At 41.8% G+C, this 22,462-nt stretch carries 19 protein-coding genes; 14 read left to right on the forward strand and 5 right to left on the reverse strand.

The genetic code is table 11. The annotated features are described in order from the left end of the window. Positions 1 to 6 precede the first annotated feature (6 nt). The 3 genes from GO495_RS03050 (at position 7) to GO495_RS03060 (ending at position 6,368) form a co-directional block, all read left to right on the forward strand. A complete protein-coding gene (locus GO495_RS03050; protein ID WP_157298219.1) occupies positions 7 to 1,620 on the forward strand; it encodes a SusD/RagB family nutrient-binding outer membrane lipoprotein in 1,614 nt (537 codons plus the stop codon). 122 nt (positions 1,621 to 1,742) lie between these two features. Then, the gene (locus GO495_RS03055; protein WP_157298220.1) at positions 1,743 to 5,027 is read left to right on the forward strand and encodes a VCBS repeat-containing protein; all 3,285 of its coding nucleotides are present in this window, start codon (positions 1,743 to 1,745) and stop codon (positions 5,025 to 5,027) included. A 3-nt stretch (positions 5,028 to 5,030) separates the two neighbouring features. Further along, positions 5,031 to 6,368 carry a vanadium-dependent haloperoxidase gene (locus GO495_RS03060; protein ID WP_157298221.1) on the forward strand — a complete coding sequence of 446 codons (1,338 nt, stop codon included), beginning with the start codon at positions 5,031 to 5,033 and terminating at the stop codon, positions 6,366 to 6,368. A 72-nt stretch (positions 6,369 to 6,440) separates the two neighbouring features. Here the strand turns inward: GO495_RS03060 and GO495_RS03065 are convergent, their stop codons facing one another. The 3 genes from GO495_RS03065 to GO495_RS03070 form a co-directional block, all read right to left on the reverse strand. Further along, complete coding sequence (locus tag GO495_RS03065; protein WP_240915134.1) at positions 6,441 to 7,916, reverse strand: SPFH domain-containing protein; 1,476 nt, start codon at positions 7,914 to 7,916, stop codon at positions 6,441 to 6,443. Further along, the gene (locus GO495_RS32115) at positions 7,913 to 8,359 is read right to left on the reverse strand and encodes a hypothetical protein (RefSeq protein WP_240915135.1); all 447 of its coding nucleotides are present in this window, start codon (positions 8,357 to 8,359) and stop codon (positions 7,913 to 7,915) included. The genes GO495_RS03065 and GO495_RS32115 overlap by 4 nt, the downstream gene beginning before the upstream one ends. A gap of 269 nt (positions 8,360 to 8,628) precedes the next feature. Further along, a complete protein-coding gene (locus tag GO495_RS03070; protein WP_157298222.1) occupies positions 8,629 to 8,922 on the reverse strand; it encodes a hypothetical protein in 294 nt (97 codons plus the stop codon). Positions 8,923 to 9,302: 380 nt separating this feature from the next. Between GO495_RS03070 and GO495_RS03075 the strand changes: the two genes are divergently transcribed. Both GO495_RS03075 and GO495_RS03080 read left to right on the forward strand, forming a co-directional pair. Beyond that, positions 9,303 to 10,517 (forward strand): aminotransferase class V-fold PLP-dependent enzyme, encoded by a 1,215-nt coding sequence (locus tag GO495_RS03075; RefSeq protein WP_240915136.1) that lies wholly within the window; start codon positions 9,303 to 9,305, stop codon positions 10,515 to 10,517. After that, positions 10,514 to 11,128 (forward strand): YiiX family permuted papain-like enzyme, encoded by a 615-nt coding sequence (locus tag GO495_RS03080; RefSeq protein WP_157298223.1) that lies wholly within the window; start codon positions 10,514 to 10,516, stop codon positions 11,126 to 11,128. The genes GO495_RS03075 and GO495_RS03080 overlap by 4 nt, the downstream gene beginning before the upstream one ends. Before the next feature lie 200 nt (positions 11,129 to 11,328). On the opposite strand, the gene GO495_RS03085 is transcribed toward GO495_RS03080, so the two are convergent. Beyond that, positions 11,329 to 11,919: a thioredoxin family protein gene (locus GO495_RS03085; RefSeq protein WP_157298224.1), complete on the reverse strand. Its 591-nt coding sequence runs from the start codon at positions 11,917 to 11,919 to the stop codon at positions 11,329 to 11,331. A 146-nt stretch (positions 11,920 to 12,065) separates the two neighbouring features. On the opposite strand from GO495_RS03085, the gene GO495_RS03090 reads away from it, so the two are divergent. Together GO495_RS03090 and GO495_RS03095 are read left to right on the forward strand one after the other, a co-directional pair. Then, entirely contained in the window at positions 12,066 to 12,902 is an 837-nt protein-coding gene (locus tag GO495_RS03090; protein ID WP_157298225.1) for a helix-turn-helix transcriptional regulator, read from the forward strand. A gap of 90 nt (positions 12,903 to 12,992) precedes the next feature. Beyond that, a complete protein-coding gene (locus tag GO495_RS03095) occupies positions 12,993 to 13,628 on the forward strand; it encodes a class I SAM-dependent methyltransferase (protein ID WP_157298226.1) in 636 nt (211 codons plus the stop codon). Positions 13,629 to 13,733: 105 nt separating this feature from the next. On the opposite strand, the gene GO495_RS03100 is transcribed toward GO495_RS03095, so the two are convergent. Further along, positions 13,734 to 15,116 carry an NAD-dependent succinate-semialdehyde dehydrogenase gene (locus GO495_RS03100; protein WP_157298227.1) on the reverse strand — a complete coding sequence of 461 codons (1,383 nt, stop codon included), beginning with the start codon at positions 15,114 to 15,116 and terminating at the stop codon, positions 13,734 to 13,736. Between the two features lie 383 nt (positions 15,117 to 15,499). On the opposite strand from GO495_RS03100, the gene GO495_RS03105 reads away from it, so the two are divergent. The 7 genes from GO495_RS03105 to GO495_RS03135 all read left to right on the forward strand — a co-directional run bounded on the left by GO495_RS03105 (position 15,500) and on the right by GO495_RS03135 (position 22,459). Beyond that, positions 15,500 to 15,877, forward strand: coding sequence for a hypothetical protein (locus GO495_RS03105; RefSeq protein ID WP_157298228.1), 378 nt, complete (start codon positions 15,500 to 15,502; stop codon positions 15,875 to 15,877). A gap of 156 nt (positions 15,878 to 16,033) precedes the next feature. Next, positions 16,034 to 16,828, forward strand: coding sequence for an MbnP family protein (locus tag GO495_RS03110; RefSeq protein ID WP_157298229.1), 795 nt, complete (start codon positions 16,034 to 16,036; stop codon positions 16,826 to 16,828). 2 nt (positions 16,829 to 16,830) lie between these two features. Continuing rightward, positions 16,831 to 17,877: a cytochrome-c peroxidase gene (locus GO495_RS03115; RefSeq protein WP_157298230.1), complete on the forward strand. Its 1,047-nt coding sequence runs from the start codon at positions 16,831 to 16,833 to the stop codon at positions 17,875 to 17,877. A 9-nt stretch (positions 17,878 to 17,886) separates the two neighbouring features. Continuing rightward, positions 17,887 to 18,693, forward strand: a complete 807-nt coding sequence (locus GO495_RS03120; protein WP_157298231.1) for an MbnP family protein — start codon at positions 17,887 to 17,889, stop codon at positions 18,691 to 18,693. Between the two features lie 5 nt (positions 18,694 to 18,698). Then, positions 18,699 to 19,736, forward strand: coding sequence for a cytochrome-c peroxidase (locus GO495_RS03125; protein ID WP_157298232.1), 1,038 nt, complete (start codon positions 18,699 to 18,701; stop codon positions 19,734 to 19,736). Between the two features lie 9 nt (positions 19,737 to 19,745). Beyond that, a complete protein-coding gene (locus tag GO495_RS03130) occupies positions 19,746 to 20,672 on the forward strand; it encodes a transporter (protein WP_157298233.1) in 927 nt (308 codons plus the stop codon). A 632-nt stretch (positions 20,673 to 21,304) separates the two neighbouring features. Further along, entirely contained in the window at positions 21,305 to 22,459 is a 1,155-nt protein-coding gene (locus GO495_RS03135; RefSeq protein ID WP_157298234.1) for an efflux RND transporter periplasmic adaptor subunit, read from the forward strand. The last annotated feature ends 3 nt before the right edge of the window (positions 22,460 to 22,462 follow it).

Consider the following 22,462-nt stretch of genomic DNA (forward strand, 5'->3'; position numbering starts at 1 on the left):
ATAGACATGAAAAAAATACTCTTATATATTGGTATTGCTTCTGCTCTTCTACAGGTGGGATGTACCAAAGATTTTAATGCAATTAATACGGATCCAAAGGCAACCAGTGCAGATCTGCTCGATCCGAATTACCTGATCACAAGTGGTCAGATGGCTTTTTCTTCACAGGGATATAATTTATTCCTGTTCTCCAGTATGTGGGCGCAAACACTGGCTTCCACTTCTTCTCTGCAGTCCAACTATTTGTCCAACCCGGATAAATACGTGGCATCAGGGTCTACCCCCGATTACCAGGGCCGTATATGGAATACTGATTATGGTGCTACTGACCAGTACTATACCGGTGCAGGTAACCTGGTAGCTGAAGCGATCAAGTTAACTTCAGCTGATGCTACCAAGGCAAATGTAACTGCTGTTAGTACAATCATGAAACTGATGATCATGCAGCAGGTAACAGATGTGTATGGAGACGTTCCATATTCCCAGGCTTTCCAGGGAAAAGAAGGGATCACACTGCCCGTATACGATAAACAACAGGATATCTATAATTCCTTCTTTACAGAACTGACTGCTGCTATCGCTATGTTAGATGCAAGTAAAACAGTAGCTACCGGTGATATGTATTATAAAGGAGATGTTGCCAAATGGAAGAAGTTCGGTTATTCGTTAATGTTACGCATGGCTATGCGCTTAACTAAAATAGATGCCACCACTGCACAGAAATGGGCAGAGGCAGCTGCTGCCGGTGGAACTTTCGCAAGTAATGCTGATAATGCAGTGCTGGCTGTGCAAAATTCCAACGGACATGATAATGCACAGAACAGGGTATATGGTGTAGATATTTATCAGACAAAATGGAGTAGAACATTGATCAATTATCTTAGAAAGAATAACGATCCCAGATTGACTGTATGCGCGGAAATATCTACTGATGCAGAAACAAACGGAAATGCTGTTGCTGGTATCGTAGATTCGTCTAAACAAATTGGTATGCCCAATGGGTTTGACCTGAATGGTAGCACAACAGATATCAGTAATCTGCTTACTAATCCTACTTATCCGGGTGCTACTACCGGTAGCCCGATTGGCAAATATTCCCGTCCACGTTACACGGTATACGCTAATACCAATGCTCCCATTTTTGTACTGACTTATGCAGAAACAGAACTGATGCTGGCTGAAGCTGCTGCAAGAGGATGGAATGTGGGTAGTACTGCTGCAGTACATTATGCAAATGGTGTAATGGCAGCGCAGACCGAATTGGCCTCACTTGGTACAGATCTTACGATTTCCTCTGCAACTGCTACGGCTTTTGCGGCTGCACATCCGTTGGATATAAGTTCTACTACTGCTTCCCTGAAACAGATCAATGAGCAATACTGGGCTACTACCGGACTGGCGTTTAATTATATTGAGTCATACCTTAACTGGAAAAGATCAGATTATCCCGTACTGACTCCGGTAGTATACTCTGGTAATTTCTCCAATGGTACTATTCCGAGAAGGCAGCCTTATCCACCATCAGAAGCGACGCTTAACACTGTAAACTACAATACTGCTGTAGGCCGTTTATCCGGTGGTGATACATGGACTTCCAGAATATGGTGGGATGCACAATAAATAATTTGTAAGAGCTTTTTGACTATTGAACATGTGTAAAAGTTAATGTGGCTTCGGCTGCATTAACTTTTACCTTTTTGCCTTCTCCTTTTGTAGTGCGTTTCTAAAAAAAACTTCCTTCAATGAATTGTTCCACTACCACAACACGATTACTTATTTTACTGCTGTTCATCTTTCCCGGTATCACTACAGCACAAGCGCTTTTTCAGTTACTCCCCTCCAAAACAACAAATGTAAAGTTCAGTAACACACTCAATGAGACAGAAAAACTCAATGTACTGGCTTACGAATATTTCTATAACGGCGGCGGCGTTGCCGTAGGCGATATTAATAATGACGGCTTGCAGGACCTTTATTTCACCGCCAATATGATGCCCGATAAGTTATATCTCAACATGGGCAACATGAAATTTAAAGACATTACCAAAGAGGCCGGTAAAGGCCTTGAAGGCAAACAGGGCGGCTGGAAAACAGGGGTAACAATGGCGGATGTGAATGGGGATGGCTTGCTGGATATTTACGTATGTTACTCCGGCAAATTCAGTGATGAACTGCGCAGAAACCAATTGTTCATCAATAAAGGCAACGCGAAGTTTGAAGAAAAAGCAGCAGCCTATGGTTTGGACGATCCGGGATATAGCACTAATGCGGTGTTCTTTGATTACGATAATGACGGTGACCTGGACATGTTCCTGCTAAACCATAATGTGAAGAAAATCGATAACATAGACTTTGCCCAGTTAAAGAATGAAACCGATTCCCTGGCCGGTAATAAATTGTACAGGAACGATAACAATCATTTTACAGATGTATCCCGGAAAGCAGGTATTATACAAAACCCGCTCACCTTTGGACTGGGGGTGGCTATTGCGGACGTGAACCAGGATGGCTGGCAGGATATCTATGTAACCAATGATTATAACGAACCTGATTATTGTTATATCAATAATCATGATGGTACTTTTAACGAAGATTCCAAAAGCTGCTTCAGGCATCTTTCCCAGTTTTCAATGGGCGTGGACATCGCAGATTTCAACAACGATGGCTTACCGGATATCATGACCCTGGATATGCTGCCCGAAGACAACCAGCGACAGAAACTCCTGCAACTACAGGAGAGCTACGAAACCTTTGAACTGATGCAGTCACAGAACCTCTACAAGCAGTACATGCGCAACATGTTGCAGCTGAACAACGGAGATGGTACATTCAGCGAAATAGGGCAGATGGCCGGGATATCCAATACCGACTGGAGCTGGTGCCCGCTGATAGCAGATTTTGATAACGATGGCTTTAAGGATATATTCGTTACAAACGGCTATCTCCGCGATTATACCAACAAAGATTTCCTTAAATACTGGGGTGACTATAAAGTGAAAAAGGCCATTGACCGCGAGCCTGTGAAGCTCATGGAGCTGGTTTCTTCTATGCCTTCTACCTCACTTAAAAACTACATCTTCAAAAATAAACATGACCTCACCTTCTCCAATATGCAGGCAGACTGGGGCATGAATAAATCCGGTATTTCCAGTGGCGCTGTATATGCCGATCTGGATAACGACGGAGACCTGGACCTTGTAGTGAATAACATTGATGATGAAGCGTCCATCTATCAGAATATGAGCCGGGAGAACAATCATACTTCTTATATCGCCTTTAAATTAAAAGGGAACGGTGCTAATACCAATGCTATCGGCGCTAAAGTATATGTGTATTCAAACGGGTTGTCACAATTCCAGGAAGTAAATCCCAACAGAGGGTATCTCTCTGCTGTATCTACTCAACTGTTGTTTGGACTGGGCAATGCTACTACCATAGATTCTGTTCGTATCATATGGCCGGATAATAAGGTGCAGCACATGAAAGGAGTGGCAGCCAACGAATTGCTGAAAGTAGATTATGCTCCTGATGCTACCTTTACCGTTACTCCTTCTCCAAAAGGCATCTTCAGCAAAACAAATGGCATCATAGACTATAAACATACTGATAACGGCAGGAACGATTTTAAACGCCAGTTACTGATGATGTTTATGTATTCCAAAGCAGGACCTGTAATAGCAAAAGCAGATGTGAACAAGGATGGATTGGAAGATCTCTTTATCAGCGGAGATACGGAGAAGCCCGGAAAGATTTACCTGCAACAGAAAGATGGCAGTTTTGCTGCGAACGATAAAGTGACACTGGAAGATGAGACGGAGACGATGGTAGCTGATGCGGCATTCTTTGATGCGAATGGGGATGGTTTCCCTGATCTCTATCTGGCTATGGGTGGATATGGCATTATAGACCCTAATACGCCTTCATTACAGGATCAGCTATACCTTAATGACGGAAAGGGAAACTTCTACCGTACAAAGCAGGCTTTACCCGATTTAAGTGCCAATAGTAAATCCTGTGTTCGTCCCTGTGACTTTGATAATGACGGTGATATAGACCTTTTTGTAGGGGGCCGCGTAATCCCTGGCCAGTATCCTGTAGCACCGGTTTCCTACCTGTTGGTGAATAATGGCAAAGGTCAGTTTACCGTCGCGGACGTGCCTTTTGCCAAAGCAGGTATGATCACAGATGCACAATGGTCGGACCTCGATAATGACGGCAGAAAAGATCTCGTGATCTGCGGAGAGTTTATGCCTGTAATGGTATTTGCCAATAAGGCTACCGGGTTCACAGATAAAACAGCAGCATACTTTGATCAGCCATTGGGTGGCTTCTGGTTCAGCTTATCATTGGCAGATGTAGATGGTGATGGGCATGATGATATCATCGCAGGTAATCTGGGTAATAATACACAGATCCATGTGTCTGCAAAAGAACCTGCTGAATTATACTATGCAGATTTCGATAAGAATGGTTCTATCGATCCATTCCTGAACTTTTATATACAGGGAGTGAGTTATCCTTTTGTTAGCCGGGATGAACTAAATGACCAGATTTATCCGATGCGCCGGAAATTCAGTTCTTATAAGAACTATGCGAATGCTACCATGAAGGAAATTATCGCTCCGGAAGATCTTGCAAAAGCAGGTAAGCTGACGGTCAATGAAACAAGAACAATATGCCTGTTGTATAAAAACGGAAAATTTATTCCTGATCCGTTACCGTCACAGGCACAATTCTCTGTGGTCTCAAAAATAGTGACAGGAGATTTTGACCATGATGGTAAAGCGGACCTCTTATTGTTCGGTAATCACAGCGATAACAGACTAAAACTGGGAAGTATAGACGCCTGTTATGGCTGTCTGCTCAAAGGCAATGGTAAAGGAGATTTCAGTTATGTTGATCAGCCGGATGCGGGTCTTTCTGTAAAGGGCGATGTGAAGTCAGCTACCGCTATCACGATTGGCGGTAAGAAGTATGTGATCGTAGGTGTTAATAATGAAGGTGTATCACTCTATAAAGAAAAGTAAACCATGAAAAGATTTATCATAGGACTATTATTATTTTGTCAGTTTGGATACGCACAGCAGAAAGAGAATCGGGGTATCGTTGATTATATTCAGCCTTCTGTTTTTTCATTGACGATGGTGATGATGCATGATGTAATCAATCCACCGGCGGCTACCCGTTTTTATAGTTATGCCACCCTGGCTGCTTACCAGATAGTAGCCATGAATAATAAAGACATTCCTTCGCCTAAAGGATTCATTAAATCATATCCTGTTATCACTATCAGCGATACGGTGGGTAAATATGATTACCATGTTGCCGCGGTATATGCTATTCTGGAAGCCGGTAAACAATTATTGCCTTCCGGTTTTATGCTGCAACAGGATGAGGAAAAACTGATAGCGTTATTTAAGAAAGATAAAGTACCTGATAGTATCATTAAACATTCTGTGGCTGCAGCTACAGAGGTAGCTGCACAGATTGTGAAATGGTCTAAAGGAGATGGTTATGGTAAGTTAAGTACCCGTTTACGTTATACTCCGTTAAAAGGAGACGCATACTGGTATCCTACTCCGCCTGCCTACATGGATGCGGTAGAGCCACACTGGCGTACCATCAGGCCTATGATCATTGATTCCTGTAATCAGTATCCGGCTTTGCCACCTACACCGTTCAGCAAAGATACCAGCAGTGATTTTTATAAGTTAAACATGGAAGTATATCGTACCAGTGCCGCACTGAAAGATAACCAGGAATATCTGAACATTGCTTCCTTCTGGGATTGTAATCCTTTTGCAGTAAGCACTTATGGTCATATGGCCATTGGTTTTAAGAAGATTACGCCAGGTGGTCACTGGATGAATGTAACAGGGATCGCTGCACGAAAAGCAAACCTTGATTTTGATCATACCATCATCTTACATGCTATCTCTGCTACTACCATGATGGATGCTTTTATTGCCTGCTGGGATACGAAATATTCCACTAACCGTGTTCGTCCTGAAACGTTCATCCAGAAGAATATTGATGCTAAATGGAAGCCACTGCTGCAAACACCCCCATTCCCTGAGTATGTGAGCGGACATAGTATTGCATCTACTGCGGAATCGACCGTATTAACTTATATGCTGGGAGATAACTTCTCCTTTACTGATAATTCCGAAGAGATGTTCGAAATCCCTGCACGTTCATTTACCTCTTTTAACCAGGCTTCACAGGAAGCTGCTATTTCCCGCCTGTATGGTGGCATCCATTATCGCGATGCTATTGAGAATGGTGTAACACAGGGAAGGCAGCTGGCAGAAGGCGTGATCAAAAAATTAAAAGCAGCCGGAATTAACCCGGTTTATCCTAAAAAATAAGTCTTATACCGGTATTAATATAAAAAGGAAAGCTGCCCTTTTATGGGGCAGCTTTCCTTTTTTATGATAGCATTAAAGATTATCAGCTTTTGATTCATTGGTCTTTTTATTCCCTAACTCTTCCAGCAATTTTAATCCTAATAAGCCACTGATAGGGCCATTAGCGCCATCTCCACCGCTGATCAGTACATCAGGCATGATCTTGATATGCTGTTCACCTATCGCTTCCATCACTTTCAGTTGAGTGAAGTTATTTCCTCCCATTGCTTCCACTGCCAGTTTATAAGATTCAGCGCTGGATTTACCGATAGCCAGTATCTTTCCTGCTTCTGCATTACCCGTTAAAGTGATTTTCTCTGCATCCGCTTTCGCTACCAGTTCTGTACGTTCTGCTTCAGCGATTGCTAACAGACGTACTTTTTCTGCTTCACCACTTGCCATCAGCTTCATCCTGTCGGCTTCCGCATTGGCCTGTAAACGCATACTGTTGGCATCACCGGTTGCTTTCTTCACGGTAGCATCTGCAATTCTTTCAGCGATCAATACGCCCTGATCTGCCTTTACAATCTCTTTCTGAATCTCTGCGATCGCTGTTTCCTTTTCAAGCGCCTGTCTTGTTTCCTGCGCACGCATCTGCGTTTCGTAGGTCACTTTCTGCTCTTCCGCAATTTTACGGTCGGTCAGTGTTTTCATCAGACTTTCAGGTGGAACGATATCTCCGATCAGTGTATCCACACCGAATACGTTGTATTGTTCCAGCACGGTGCCGATATGACTTCTGGCAGATTCCTGTCTTTCTTTACGGCTTTTCAGGAAGTCGATGACATCGGAATCCTGTGCGGAGTTACGGAAATAGTTACCGATGGTAGGTTCCAGTACCTGTGTGACGAGGTTACCCATATTACCGAAACGGGCAATTACTTTAGGCGCTTCTATGGCAGGAATATGAATGATCTGTGCCACATCCAGGTTAAAGGTAAACCCATCTTTACTACGTACTGTAATAGTAGAAAGGTTCTTATCCAGCTGGTGTGCTTCACTGCGTGATGCCGCCCAGTTTAAAACCAGGTTGGTAGTAGGCACATATTCTACCTTCATGATATAAGGGTTGATAGGATATTTACCTGGCCCCAGTGGCTCTGCCCATACACCTTTATGGTTTTTGCCAACGATGTTACCATGTTTGAATTCAACACCACTCAGGTCTTCCCCGTCACTACCCACATAAGAGATCACAACACCCACATGGCTGATAGGGATCTCGGTCATCTTCAGCATTTCCACTTTCGCAAACCAGGGATTTAAGAAATAAGATCCGGAGAGGATCACCTGTTCCTGTAAACCTTTGTAACCACCGGCAGCAAGGAAGGTATCCGTATCCTGATAGTTGTTATGGTTAGGGATCATCTTACCGGCAATCTGTCCGCTTTCGATGGCTTTACCTTCCATGGTGGTCACAATACCCACCGCATTATCAGGTACGTTGATCATATCCGTTATTTCCACTTCAAAAATGAACGTGTTAATACGATAAGAACCTGGTGTCATAATAGCTGTCTGACGTCCTTTTTGTCCGCCATTGCGCAGGAATGCTTGGCATTCTGGAAGGCATCGCAATCTACGCGACGGGCCAATACGGCGCCCGGTTGCAGCTCTGTACCATCTTTGGCCAGTACAAGACCGATTTTACCGGTAGGAATGATGGTGAAGGGCTGGAAAGTAACATCATATTGCCAGAACCATTTCCCGAAATAAACACCGGGAGCAAGTGTCTGTGCCTGGAAACCAGCCTGACCGTCCGTAGCGATGATACGGCCTTCGGGTAACGACTGGTTACCTACTAATACGAACTTTTTGGTAACAAGTCCGATCTTATCTTCAGGAACAATAATAACACCGAAGAAAGTACGGAGGATAATGCGGTAAAGAACCAGGCATAGAATGGGCAGGCCGATGATTATCAGCCACTTAATTAAAACAGTTGATTCCATATGTATTTTGTTGAAGTAATAGGTATTGGACCATGTACAATCATGTACAAGGAGTTGTATAGGTAGTTTAACTAGATCTTTGGAGGAGAAGTGTTAAAGATGGTGAAGGGATGGTAAAAAAACTTTGTAAGATTAAATGAATCAGTGTCCATTTTATTTTTAATTGCTATACAAAGGTTATACAATTTTTCTGAATCAAAAAAAATATTCCTTTAGCGCTTTCCGTCTTCCGGAAAGAACTGAAGGAATATTACCGTATAGTAGTGGTTTTAATCTTCTTTATGCTTGCGCTGGAAATGGATACTTGAGAAGATGCTTATCACCGCAATTCCTGCAAAGAAAACGGGGATATTTAAAGGCCCGGCAGTCAGCAGGAGATATCCCACAACCATATTGAACAAAGCCCATATAACATTCGTCGTGGAAGACGATAATCCTATTCCTCCCGGTTTGGAAAAGGGAGTAGGAAATTTGTTGCCGGAAATGCCATGCACGAAATGAGGGAGTGCATTGGTCAAAAAAACGCCTGCGAAGAAGCCGGATAAATAGTGATACCATTCCATTCCATAAAGGTAAAGCAGGTCTGTAAACCCTACCTGAGACAAAAGTCTCAAAATATCGTGCTCTATGCTTTATTAGACTGTGGTTTGAGTATAAATCCTATATCCCTTCATCGCTGAAAGCTCATTCCTTCAGCATTCTTTCATCATTCCTATATCGTTTGGATATAGGAATGCCAGTAGAATGATATAGGAGTGCTATAGGTGTGATAAAGGAATGATGATAGAATGAGCCATCAGAGAACTTTTTAAATGGCCTGTTAATGAATTTTCAGGGCTGTAATGCATGAGGGGAATTGAAGGGGAATGTATCATAGTGGCTAATCTGCCCAAATCTGATCTGGTCAAAAAAAACAATTCTGCATCTGTTTTAATATGGATATATGGTTTTACTTTGCGGTATGGAAACTACAGCATTGAACCCCCGGGAAATACAGCAATTCAGGGCTGAAACTAAAGGAACAGCCGGAAAAATCCACTTTAATAACGCAGGTTCTTCCCTGAACCCGGATATAGTCGTTGACACGGTGATCGAATACCTGAAAGACGAAGCCTTATTGGGTGGATATGAAGCTGAGAATAAGTACAGTGTGGCATTGGAAAACACTTATACCCTGATCGCTAAACTGATCAATGCCGATGTGAGTGAAGTGGCTGTTGTCGAGAATGCCAGTGTGGGCTGGGGCATATTATTTAACGGGATTGATTTTAAAAAGGGGGATGAGGTAATTACTTCAGAGATGGAGTATGTGAGTAACCTGATAGGATTTTTACATGCACAGAAAGTGCATGGCATTGTCTTTAAGGTGATACCGAATGATGCAAAGGGGAATTTCTCATTAAAAGCATTGGAAGAGGCGATTTCAGTCCAAACGAAATTGATCGCTATCACCCATATCGCTTCTTCAGCGGGTGGTATGATGCCGATTGTAGAAATCGGTAAGATCGCCCGTAAAAACAATATCCTTTATCTGGTAGATGCTTGTCAGAGTGCGGGGCATGTGCCTATAGATGTAAAGGAGATCGATTGCGACATGTTATCAGTAACAGGACGTAAGTATATGCGTGCGCCACGGGGTACCGGTTTTTTATTTATAAGGAAAGCGGCCCAGGATAAAGTGAAGCCATTATTTATGGATGGGCATAGCATAGAGTGGATAAGTGAGGATGATTATAAATTAAGGGATGATGCCCGCAGGTTTGAATTATATGAAAAGAGCCGCGCATTGACCCTTGGTTTGGGGAAGGCAATTGAGTATGCGCTTAACATTGGTATAGACAGAATCTGGCAGCGTATACAATATTTAGCTGGTATAATGCGTCTTAGGCTGGGGGAGATGGAAGGGGTCACAGTGCATGATATTGGAGACCAGAAATGTGGGATAGTGACCTTCTCCTTACACGGAACAGAGAGTGGCACTGTAAAAAGCAAACTGGCGGAAAATAATATTAATGTTTCTGTGGGAATAGCTAGGTCAACATTGATATACATGAATAAAAATCAGCTGAGTAATGTTGTAAGGGCTTCCGTACATTATTATAATACAGAAGAGGAAATAGAAGTGATGTGTGATGTACTTAAAAAGATGAAACATTGAAAACAAAACTGGTTATTGTCTTTTTGTTACTTGTTGGTATAACGGGATATGCTGTCAACAGGATGAGTCATCATAAAATAAAGGATGGCGATATTATTTTCCAGACATCTTCGTCCGGGCAAAGTAAGGCTATCCAGTTGGCTACGCATTCAAAGTACAGTCATTGCGGGATCGTGTACAAAAAGGGCAATGAGTTGTTTGTTTTTGAAGCGGTAGGACCTGTTAAGCTAACACCTTTAAGTAAATGGATAGCCAGGGGAGAAGGAGGTAAATTTGAAATAAGGCGGTTGAAAAAACGGGAGCAGATACTGACGCCTGCGGTATTGGAGAAGATGAAACAGGTAGAGGACCGCTTTGCCGGAAAACATTATGATATTTATTTTGACTGGTCAGATGACAATATCTATTGTTCTGAATTAGTCTGGAAAGTATATAAAGAAACAACAGGATTAGAAGTAGGTCAGTTAGAGAAACTGAGGAATTTTGATCTGAGTAGTGAAGCGGTAAAACAAAAAATGAAAGAGAGATATGGTGACCATATCCCTCTTGATGAAAATGTTATTTCACCGGTAAGTATTTATAACAGTGAGTTATTGAAGCGGGTGAATTAAGTCAGTCCCTGTACGGTCCGGCTCCGGTAGTATAAAGTTCATCCCAGGTGCAGGCCGCAGAATAAGACGTATAGTTTTTCATATAGTATACATTTAGATTAATTACCGCGGTGTTTGGGCTTCAATGACTTCTCCATCAGAAAATTTTATCTGATCGTTCTCAAAACTCACCACATGGGTACTTGGGTAAGTGCCGAAGGCTATAAAGTGCTGTCAGCATCTGCGCGGGAGATGATAGTGAGTGCGGTCAGCAGTTCCTGCTGAAAACTTTTTCCTTTATCATGATTATACCAGTTTTGCAACTGCAGCTTTGTTTCCTCGTCCTCCGCCTGTTCTGCCCTCAGGCGATTGTAAAGTTGCTGACAGGCCAGTGGTCTGGGCCCCCAGACCAACAGATCATTACCATCGTCGTTTCTGATGATCAGTTTGGGAATAGACCTGCTTTGATTTGGGCCGGTGAGATAATGTTCTATCAGGAGTGGTGGAGTATCGCGAAGCTGAAGGTCCAGTCTGATGAAAGGATTCAGTTGGATAAGCTTGTGAATGAATGGCAGGGTATGCGCAGCGTCCCCACACCAGGGTTCGGTAATAACAACCCACTGCTGCCCGGATTTAATACTTTTAATTAATCCTGCCAGCTCATTATTTAATTCGCCCACTTTAAACCAACGCTGCTGCCTGGCCCAATTAAGCCTGGTATAGTTCACGTATGCCGGATTTTCGTATGGATGGATGGTCTGTTCGCCATTTAATACGGTCTGAAAGTATAGTTGGTAGCCTGTAAAATCCATTTCCTATTATTTAATAATCACAAATTTACCTGTAAATTAATTTGTAACAGGATTTGTTTGAATACTGCACAGTTTATGTAAAGATACCGGACAATCCAATCAATTGTTGTGTAAAATGTAACTAGATTTGGATAACAGTTATCCAAATGGACAGAATACCAATAAGACATATTCACGGAACACAAAAAGAGCAGGATTTTTCTGAAAGCTTTAGCATAAGGGATATTGGGACTTTACTTGCTGGAAAAGACATGGTTCAGGAATTGCACAGGCACCACTTTTTTTATATTCTGGTTTTAGAAAAAGGAGCAGGTAATCATGATATAGACTTTACTCCTTATACGGTTTGCGACAATGCTGTTTTCTTCCTGCGTCCCGGGCAGGTACACCAACTTGTACTGAAGGCAGAAAGTACTGGATATCTGATACAATTCAGAGATGATTTTTCAAACCCCTTATTACGTAAGGCAAGTAAAATCAACCATTATCAACTTAGTGCCAACAGGTTTTCAAAGTTGCTCACTATATTGACTTATATCTTTCAGGAATATGAAGAGAAACAAGAAGGGTATTGGGAGGTTATTAAGGCAAATATGAATATTTTCTCTATAGAGCTTGCCCGGCAGTACAGCAGCGATCCTTCCGGAAATGTCAACCTTTATATGCAGGAGAGGCTTGAGGAATTATTATCACTTTTGGAGACGCATGTGTTTAACCATAAGCCAGTATCTGAATATGCTGCTATGATGAATCTTTCCATGTATCAGCTTAATGCAATCACAAGAGAAACCCTGGGCAAAACCTGTTCAGAACTTATTAATGAACATATTATCCTGGAGGCCAAAAGATACCTGCTGGCAACATCTAATCAGATAAATCAGATAGCAGATCATTTGGGATACGAAGATGTTTCCTATTTTATCAGGTTCTTTAAAAAGCATACCGGGCATTCGCCTGAGACCTTTAGATATAACTTCAGATAAGTCCTGTACAACTACATTTTTGTCCCATCCTTCAGTCTACTGCAGCAATTATTTTTGCATTATAATCGTAACAATTTAAAACAAACAGCTATGAATCAGTTGAGGGATGAACAATACAAAAATATGTGGGACAATCGATATAAAGAAGAGGGGCATGCCTATGGGAAAGAGCCTAATATGTTTTTTAAAGAATGGTTGCAGAAATCTGAACCCGGGTCTATATTGATGCCAGCAGATGGTGAAGGGCGTAATGGGGTGTTTGCTGCAAAATCAGGATGGGAAGTAACTTCATTTGATCTAAGTACAGAGGGAAAGTCAAAGGCGCTGGAACTGGCAAAAGAGAACCATGTTACTTTAGATTATATTGTTGGAGATCTGGAACAACTTGAGTTTGAAAGAGAGTCATTTGACGCGATTGGACTTATCTACGCACATTTTACAGCTGATAAGAAGTCTTTGTTGCATAGAAAATTAGATAGTTATCTCAAACCCGGAGGGATAATTATTCTGGAGGCTTTCAGTAAAAAACATTTACACCTGATCAATCTTAATCCTAAAGTCGGTGGACCAAAAGATATTGATATGTTATTTTCTATAGCAGAAATAAAAGCTGACTTTGAAAATTATGATGTATCAATACTGGAGGAGAAAGAAATTCTTTTAGATGAGGGCAGGTATCATACCGGGAATGGCTCTGTAGTGAGATTTGTAGGGAGAAAGCGGTAATCAGGATATTAATGAAAAACGGACAAATCATACTTGTAATGATTTGTCCGTTACAGTGGGGACGGAATTGCTTGGTCTACGCTTGCGGATCTGACAATCTTATTTTTAAAACGGATCAGCATATTCACTGAACCTTACCAGTTTTTTATTCACAAATTCTTCGATGCCCAGGCTTGACAGTTCACGTCCGTAACCAGAATGTTTAGTACCTCCAAAAGGAAGGTCTGGTTGTGTCCAGGTGGGGTGATTGATAAATACCATCCCGGTATCAATTTGCGCAGCTACGTTTTTGCCCCTGTTTTTGTCAGAGGTAAATACAGAACCTCCTAAGCCAAAAGGTGAATCGTTAGCCAGTTTAATGGCTTCTTTTTCATCTTTAACCCTGTAGAAAGAAGCGACAGGCCCGAAGAGTTCCTCGTGGTAGGCCGCCATGCCGGGCTTAATATCAGTCAGGATAGTAGTTTCCATAAATGCACCCGGACGGTCGATACGCTTTCCGCCCAATACGATTTTTGCCCCTGCATCAACGGAACGTTTAACCTGGTCTGCCAGCTCAACTGCCGCGCTTTCGCTGCTTAATGGGCCTAACTCGGTGGTTTCATCCATGGGGTCACCAACCTTTAAACCAGTCAGTTTTGCTTTGAATTTGGTCAGGAATTCATCTGCAACCGCCTCAACAACAATAAATCTTTTAGCGGCCACACAACATTGCCCGGTATTGTTCATCCGGCCAATAACTCCCCATTCCACAGCCTGATCTATGTTCGCATCTTCGAGCACAATAAAGGCATCACTTCCGCCAAGTTCCAATACTGATTTTTTCAGAGATTTTCCTGCAGCTTCGGCTAAACTTGCGCCCGCTTTTTCACTTCCGGTCAGAGATACACCTTTGATCCTGTCGTCAGTAACATATGCAGAAACACTGCTTCCTGAAAGGAAAAGATTCGTATACAATCCTTCAGGCGCTCCGGCTTCTTTAAACAACTCTTCTATAGCTGCTGCACACTGCGGAACATTAGACGCATGTTTTACCAGTATAACATTTCCCACCATAATATTGGGCGCGGCAAAACGAGCTACCTGGTAGAAAGGGAAATTCCAGGGCTCAACCCCTAGTAATACGCCTATGGGACTACTGGTTATATAAGCTTCCCCATATTCCGGTTCAAGTTTTTTATCTGCTAAAAAGGCCGCACCATTAGTGGCATAATAATCTATGATATCAGCGCTCAATGAGATCTCGCCCTTGCTTTGAGCAAATAATTTACCCATTTCCAGGGTTATTAACTGCGCTAATTGAGTGGATTTTTTCCGCATGAGATCGGCAACGCAGTGGAGGATGGCAGCACGTTCTTCGTAGCTGGTATGTTTCCAGCTTCCGAACGTTTTTTCAGCAAGGGTAATGGCAGCATCAACTGCCTGTGGAGTCATCTCCTCAAATGTTTTAACAACCTGGTTGTTAAAAGGATTAACTGTTTGAATAGCCATGATTTTATTTTTATTTAGTTTATAATATCTGATAGGAAAGTATTGAACCAAAGCGTTATCCTTTTCCCGGAATACCGACAGCTTTACTTTTAGTGCTGCAGGTCAGTCGGGTTTAGCTTCAGTTTTTTAACCCACAATCATAAAGATGAGTTATTCAGGTTTTCCTTGCAATGTCCGCCGTCATAATGAAGAATGATCCTTATTAAATGTCGATCCTGCCGGAATTTTATAATCTGGATAAAATAAGCTGTTGGTTACAGGGAAATTTCGATGCAGGTTTGAGGTAGGTACAATTATCTGATAAAATACATAGAGGCACTTTAAATTATTAGTCAGGTTTTATTAATAACTTTGCAAAGAATTTAATAAACCGCTGTAAAGGGATGCGCAAACAACTAATAATGGCTTTTTTAATGCTGATCTGGCTTAGCCAGCTGTCAGGCCGTTATTTTGTTATGCTCGATTTTTACATTAATCAGGAGTTTATCGCTAAGAATCTTTGTATTAACCGGAATAACCCCGGTATGCATTGTAACGGTCATTGTCAGCTTAAAAGAAGATTAACAGAAGAAGAGAAGAAAGAGCAGGAAAGCCCCGAACGTAGAACAGATAACAGAAGTGAAATATTTTATGCTGCCAGCTTTTATCAAAATTCAATCCTTCCTCTTTTTATTAATATTATCAGAAATTATCAATATCCTCACTGTATAGGAACTCCTATAGATCAGCCTTCTGCGGTATTTCACCCTCCAATGGCATAAGTTTCATATCGTACCTTTTTTACAATGCATTTTTATGTAATGATAGCTATGTGCTTTATCAACTGATATAGTACTGCTATGTATTTAATTGCTATAACATGCCTGCATCATTGCAGGCAGATGAAATTTTATTGCCTGATAAACAGATTTACTCATATGAAACATATTTTATTGCTTTCCACTGTTGCCGCCTTATTCCTGACTTCCTGCAGCAAAGATGATAATAATGCGATATCCACTACTGAACTTGGAGGACAAACAACCTTAACATTTAATTCAACTGTAGGTACAGCAGATTTTTCGCTTAATAAAGACTTTACCATTAATGGCAGTACATATAATTTCACCCAGTTGCGTTATTGGGTAAGTAACATATCATTGATCAATGATAAAGGGGGAGCTTATAAAGTGCCAAACTCTTATTTCCTGCTGGAAGAGAATAACGCAATTGCGGTACAGGATGGTAGCTTTACTTACCCTGCTCACAAAAGAGAAGATGTAATTATTAATGAGATACCTGCTGGTACTTATAAAAGGATCACCTTCTCAGTTGGTATAGACTCGATCTATAATAATAACCTGAGCCTGCAGGCAGGCGAACTCTCTCAGTTAAATGGTATGACCAACATCTCATGGATGTGGCATACAAGCTATATCTTCTCTTCACTGAAGGGTTCAATGAAAGTGGGTGTGGACTCTACAGCTATAACTGTTGAAACAGGGCTGAATAAGAATTACCGCACTTTAAGTATTGATTTCCCTGCTTCAGTAAATATTGGTGCTTCTGCAGCTACCGCTATTAAATTTAATGTAGATGTAGCTAAGGTCATTGATGGACTGGATCTGTCAACTACACCAGTTATCGGTGCGGCACAGGCTACTCAGATGACAATGGTTGCAGATAATTACAGTACAAAAGCAATTGTTGCATCATCCACCGCATCTAAATAATTATGGGCATTAACAGATATCTTTTGCTGTTATTAATGGGGTTATATGCTTGCCAGCATAAAGATCTTTCTCCGGAACCACAGGATTATAGTCTGTCGGTTCCGGGGAATTTCCCTGTGCCAGCAGTAATGAAAGACAATCCACAGACGAAACAGGGTATCGCATTAGGTAAATTGTTATTCTATGATAAAAGATTATCCGGTAATAATCAGCTTTCCTGTGCAAGCTGTCATGGTCAGTCATTGGCTTTTACAGACGGACTTGCATTGAGTACCCAAGGCGCATCTGGTAAAATGCTTCCCCGTACGGCTCCTGCACTGATCAATCTTGCATGGGCAAATAATGGGCTGTTCTGGGATGGCGGGGCTACTAACCTTGAATCACAGGCTTTCGGCCCGCTTACGAACGCAGATGAGATGAATCAGAACCTTGAAGAACTGGTGTCCGAATTAAACCAGGTACCTGAATATGTAAACCGCTTCAAAAGCATGTTTAATGATACCATCAAGGCTGCTTACATTGTCAGGGCGCTGGCACAGTTCCAGCGTACAATGATATCCGGTAATTCAAGGTATGATAAATATGTACGTAAGGAAACGGGTGGAGTATTCAGTGAGAAAGAATTGCAGGGGTTGGTGTTATTCAATACACGTTGCCGTAGTTGCCATACAGGAGAATTATTTACAGATAATAACTATCATAATAACGGTATTGATAACGATTTCAGCAATGATGCCCTCCAGGGAATTTACCAGGGCCGCTTTCGTATCTCTTATAACGCAGCAGACCTGGGTAAGTTCAAAACACCGACTTTAAGAAACATTGCTTTAACAGCACCATACATGCACGACGGAAGATTGCCAGATCTCAAAAGTGTGCTGGAACATTACAGCAATGGCATTAAAGTATCTGCAACAACAGATACACTATTGCTGGGAAACACACAGTTAAGCGCAAATGAGCAAACCGCTATCATCGCCTTCCTGCATACTTTAACAGACAGCACATTTATTCATAATAAGGATCTCAGCGAACCAGTGATCCCTTAACGGTAAAACATGAAAAATATAATAGCAATAATACTTATTATCATTTGTTTTTCTTCCTGTAGCAAGGATGTTGTAACGCCTTCAGGAGATACCAGTATAAAATCAACTTTATCTATTCAGTTTGATAACATCGCGGGTGATAAGAATGTACAACTAAATACAGGAAGCTATACCAATGTTGTTGGAGAAGTATTCAATATCTCCCTGCTACAGTATTTCATAAGTAATATAAAAGTAAAGAATGCAGCAGGAGTAGAGTATACTGTACCGCAGGATAGTAGTTACTTTCTTGTATCCGAGGCGGATGCAGCTTCTCAGTTCGTAAAAGTGCGCGTACCTGAAGGAGAATATAGTTCAGTTAGTTTTGTATTGGGGGTAGACAGTCTGCGCTGTACAATGGATATTAGCAAAAGGACGGGCGTACTGGACCCATCTGCCGGAATGGATGATGGGATGTACTGGGGCTGGAATAGTGGCTATATTTTCTTTAAAATGGAAGGTACGTCCAATGTTGCACCTGTTGATCCCAGTGGTCAGAATAAGTTTCGTTATCATATTGGTGGATTTGGCGGATATAATGCGCCTACCCTTAATAACATAAAAACGATTACAGTAGATCTTACAGCTGGTGGCGTAGCAAAAGTACGTACCGGACGTGAATCTAATATACACCTGATGGTGGATATCCTGAAAATGTTCAATGGTAGTACTAATATAAGCATTGCGACCAACCCCACTGTCATGTTCAGCGATTTCAGTGTGAACATAGCTAATAACTATGTGAATATGTTCCATCATGATCATACAGAGAATTAAGTACTATGAGCAAATTACAATGGCTGATATTATCAGGTTTTATCTTCTTGATCTTTGCCTGTAGCAAAAGTGAACAGATAGCAGGATTTATCGGTTTCCAGCAACCGGCAACATTTCCGGCTCCTGCATATAACCTGGCAAATAACCCTGTTACAAAAGAAGGGTTTGAACTTGGAAGAAAGTTGTTCTATGAATCGCGGCTTTCCCGTAATAACACTATCTCCTGTGGTTTTTGTCATTTACAGACCTCTGCCTTTACCCATCATGGACATGATGTTAGTCATGGTATAGATGACCGGCTGGGCAGTCGTAATTCTCCACCTATCATGAACCTTGCATGGAATACCACTTTTATGTGGGATGGTGGTGTATTTGACATGGACTTGCAGCCCATAGCGCCTATTACCAACTTTGTGGAAATGGATGAAACGATGGAGAACGTGCTGAATAAGTTACGTAATACACCGCCTTATCCTGCCATGTTCAAAAAGGCATTTGGCTCGGATGAAATCACTACTGCTCATATGATGAAAGCATTATCGCAATTTATGTTGATGCTGGTCAGTGATCAGTCGAAGTACGATAGTGTCACCCGTAAACAAGGCGTCAGTTTTACAACAGAAGAGGAGCAGGGGTATGAGCTATATCAGCAAAAATGCAGCAGTTGCCATAAAGAGCCTTTATTTACGGATCACTCTTTTCGTAATAACGGTATCGGTGTAGGACCCAATAATGACAAAGGCCGTTATGCAATCACCCTTAATCCCGACGATAAGTACAAGTTTAAAGTACCTGGCCTGCGAAACCTTGCCTATACAGCTCCCTATATGCATGATGGGCGGTTTTACACACTGCAGGCCGTGCTTAATCATTACACATCAGAAGTACAGGATGGCGCAACGCTGGACCCTTTATTAAAACAAAACGGTCGGTTAGGAATAGCGCTAACTACAAATGAACAGCAAAAGCTGCTGGCTTTTCTGAACACCCTGAACGACAGGAATTTTATTACCGATAAAAGATTCTCTGAAGAATCACAGTAGTATATGTATATGAAAAGGATAATGATATTATTGATATTTCTGCTAACAGGTCTCTATGAAGCACATGCCTGCGATATTTGTGGTTGTGGCGTAGGCAGTTATTACATAGGCATCTTACCGGATTTTAAAAAACGTTTCCTTGGACTGCGATACCAGTATAAAACATTAAGATCTCACCTGGGACCAGCAGGAACAACCTCTTACCTTACTACGGATGAGACTTACCAAACAACTGAATTATGGGGAGGTTGGAATATTGGCAAACACTTTCGGGTACTGGGCTTTGTACCCGTTAACTTTAACAGTCGGGAGAATCAGGGAGTTACCATGAGCAAATCAGGTATTGGTGATATCGCCATCATAGGATATTATCAGCTGCTGGATAAACAGCAAACCATACTTAACAGTAAGCTGCTGGTGCAATCTTTATGGATTGGCGGAGGTATTAAGGTGCCTACCGGTAAATACGAACCAACTGAGAGGCAGGAAAATGAGGATACTCCTAATAATTTTCAGTTGGGTACAGCCAGTACAGACTTTACGTTAAACGTTATGTATGATGTAAGGCTTATGGATTTTGGGGTTAACACCAATATGAGTTATAAAATCAATACTGCTAACAAATACGATTACCGTTATGGCAATAAGTTCTCTGCCAACATCCTGGCTTATTACAAGTTCAGGGTAGCAGAGAAAATGACTGTAGCACCTAATGCCGGAATTCTATATGAAACTGCTGTAAAAGACAAGGAAGATAAAAAGTATGCAGTAGATATCTCGGGAGGACATTCGCTGATGGCTACTACAGGTATTGAAGCAACTTTTGGTCCTATTTCTCTGGGAGGTAACTTTCAACCGGTTATTTCACAACAGTTGGCGGATAAACGTATTAAAGCAGGTAACAGAGGAATGGTGCATCTTACCTACCTGTTTTAAAAAACTGTATAGATATACTTTACTGTCACAAGATGGACGTTGTAAGATAAAGATGTGAAAATATTAGCAGCAGCCTTTTAGCGAAGAAGATATCAGAAGTTTTGTAAAGCAATTCAATATTCTTCCGGCAATTGTATTTGGCCGACTGCAAGAATATTTATGCTTGATTTTTCTACAACATTACTACGGAGAAATAAATGATAAAAATCAAGAGGGTGTCAAAAGTAATTTGACACCCTCTATCTATAGTATGCCGGGAAATTATGAATGGAAAGCAATGACACTCACCCCAGTGGAGACCACTTTTCTTCAGGGAATCAACCGGTTGCATGGTCAGTTCCCCCAGGGCCTTGGGTCCAGGTCAGCCGGATATCTGCCTCCCATACATACCAGGTGCTTCACTTTCATCTTCACGAGGTCAACACCTTTCAATTCGCTAAATTGATCTGCTGGGGTGCCCGTTCTGGTCTTCGGCCCTGACAGTATATTGCTGCTGTTTTCCAGGCAGGATAGACAGGCCAGTCTTTTCAGGAAATGTATGTGAGCGTTTCAGGTCCGGATTATGCCGTTTGGGTCGGGATTTCAATCAGATAATCCATTCCCGTTGCATCTTTGCGCCCTAATTACTCAAAATGTATCCAACAAAAAACATCTTTACATTTTCCGCTGTAGCAATTATCACCTTTTTTATCAGTAGTTGTTCATCTAATCATACTGAAGCAGTAGCTGCTACTGAAGTAAAGAAGCTGGCTATTCTTACATTAGAAGAAAGGACCGTCACTGGTGAAGTGGTTTTCCCCGCTCATATTGAAGGGAAGGTAAACGTAGATATTAAACCACAGGTAGATGGTTACATAGAAAAGATTTATGTGGAAGAAGGTGCTGCGGTGAAGAAAGGAGCTCCCTTATTTAAAATTGAGGACGCTGTGTATATACAGCAATTGAACAATGCGCAGGCTAACCTGTCAATAGCCCGCGCAGCAATGAAATCTGCTGCACTGGAAGTAGAAAAACAAACAGAACTGAATAACAGTAAGGTGACGTCTGACTTCCCTCTTAAAACAGCCAGCGTAGCATTTGAATCCGCACAGGCAAATGTGGCACTGCAAACCTCCATCGTAGAGGCTGCGAGAATCAACCTGAACTTTACCCTGATTAAAGCGCCGGTAGATGGTATGATCAGCAGGATCCCGAAAAGGAAAGGTAACCTGGCTTCCAAATCGGATGCTACCGCATTAACAACCCTGTCAGATATCAGCGAAGTATATGCTTACTTTTCAATGACGGAAAAAGACTTCCTGCAGTTTAACCTGACACATGCGGGAAAAACAGTTCCGCAGATCATTGCAGCGCTGCCGGATGTGTCTTTGTTGCTGGCAGATGGAAATCGTTACGGGCAGCCTGGGAAAATACAGATCGTAGACGGACAATTTAATACAGGTACCGGTGCGATCAGCCTCCGGGCGATGTTCAGAAATCCAAAGCTGCTTTTGCGCTCTGGCAATACCGGTCGTATTAGTCTTCCCGAAACAACATCAAAGGCATTACTTGTACCTGTTAGTGCCACTGTGGATATGCAGAATAAAGTTTTTGTATACCGTCTGACAAAGGATAACAAAGCAGAACGTGTGGCGGTTGTTGTTAGTGCTACCAGCGGTGATGACTATGTGATCAGAGAAGGATTGAAAGCCGGAGACAGGATCATAGCGAAAGAAGTGAGCAGTGTGATAGAAGGTGAAAGTATCCAACCGATAGTAGCGCCAATTCAACAATCTAAAACCAACTAGGCC

Origin of the sequence: Chitinophaga oryziterrae (assembly GCF_009758125.1) — a bacterium.
In the GTDB taxonomy this organism is placed as follows: domain Bacteria; phylum Bacteroidota; class Bacteroidia; order Chitinophagales; family Chitinophagaceae; genus Chitinophaga; species Chitinophaga oryziterrae.

Coding starts and splice junctions, on each gene's coding strand:
- GO495_RS03085 (WP_157298224.1), bottom strand. CDS start 11,919: ATGGATTTTACAGGCTACCAACTATACTTTCAGACCGTATTAAATGGC.
- GO495_RS03105 (WP_157298228.1), top strand. CDS start 15,500: ATGCGCAAACAACTAATAATGGCTTTTTTAATGCTGATCTGGCTTAGC.
- GO495_RS03050 (WP_157298219.1), top strand. CDS start 7: ATGAAAAAAATACTCTTATATATTGGTATTGCTTCTGCTCTTCTACAG.
- GO495_RS03095 (WP_157298226.1), top strand. CDS start 12,993: ATGAATCAGTTGAGGGATGAACAATACAAAAATATGTGGGACAATCGA.
- GO495_RS03090 (WP_157298225.1), top strand. CDS start 12,066: ATGGACAGAATACCAATAAGACATATTCACGGAACACAAAAAGAGCAG.
- GO495_RS03075 (WP_240915136.1), top strand. CDS start 9,303: ATGGTTTTACTTTGCGGTATGGAAACTACAGCATTGAACCCCCGGGAA.
- GO495_RS03070 (WP_157298222.1), bottom strand. CDS start 8,922: ATGGAATGGTATCACTATTTATCCGGCTTCTTCGCAGGCGTTTTTTTG.
- GO495_RS03110 (WP_157298229.1), top strand. CDS start 16,034: ATGAAACATATTTTATTGCTTTCCACTGTTGCCGCCTTATTCCTGACT.
- GO495_RS03125 (WP_157298232.1), top strand. CDS start 18,699: ATGAGCAAATTACAATGGCTGATATTATCAGGTTTTATCTTCTTGATC.
- GO495_RS03115 (WP_157298230.1), top strand. CDS start 16,831: ATGGGCATTAACAGATATCTTTTGCTGTTATTAATGGGGTTATATGCT.
- GO495_RS03100 (WP_157298227.1), bottom strand. CDS start 15,116: ATGGCTATTCAAACAGTTAATCCTTTTAACAACCAGGTTGTTAAAACA.
- GO495_RS03130 (WP_157298233.1), top strand. CDS start 19,746: ATGAAAAGGATAATGATATTATTGATATTTCTGCTAACAGGTCTCTAT.
- GO495_RS03060 (WP_157298221.1), top strand. CDS start 5,031: ATGAAAAGATTTATCATAGGACTATTATTATTTTGTCAGTTTGGATAC.
- GO495_RS03135 (WP_157298234.1), top strand. CDS start 21,305: ATGTATCCAACAAAAAACATCTTTACATTTTCCGCTGTAGCAATTATC.
- GO495_RS03055 (WP_157298220.1), top strand. CDS start 1,743: ATGAATTGTTCCACTACCACAACACGATTACTTATTTTACTGCTGTTC.
- GO495_RS32115 (WP_240915135.1), bottom strand. CDS start 8,359: ATGGAATCAACTGTTTTAATTAAGTGGCTGATAATCATCGGCCTGCCC.
- GO495_RS03120 (WP_157298231.1), top strand. CDS start 17,887: ATGAAAAATATAATAGCAATAATACTTATTATCATTTGTTTTTCTTCC.
- GO495_RS03065 (WP_240915134.1), bottom strand. CDS start 7,916: ATGACACCAGGTTCTTATCGTATTAACACGTTCATTTTTGAAGTGGAA.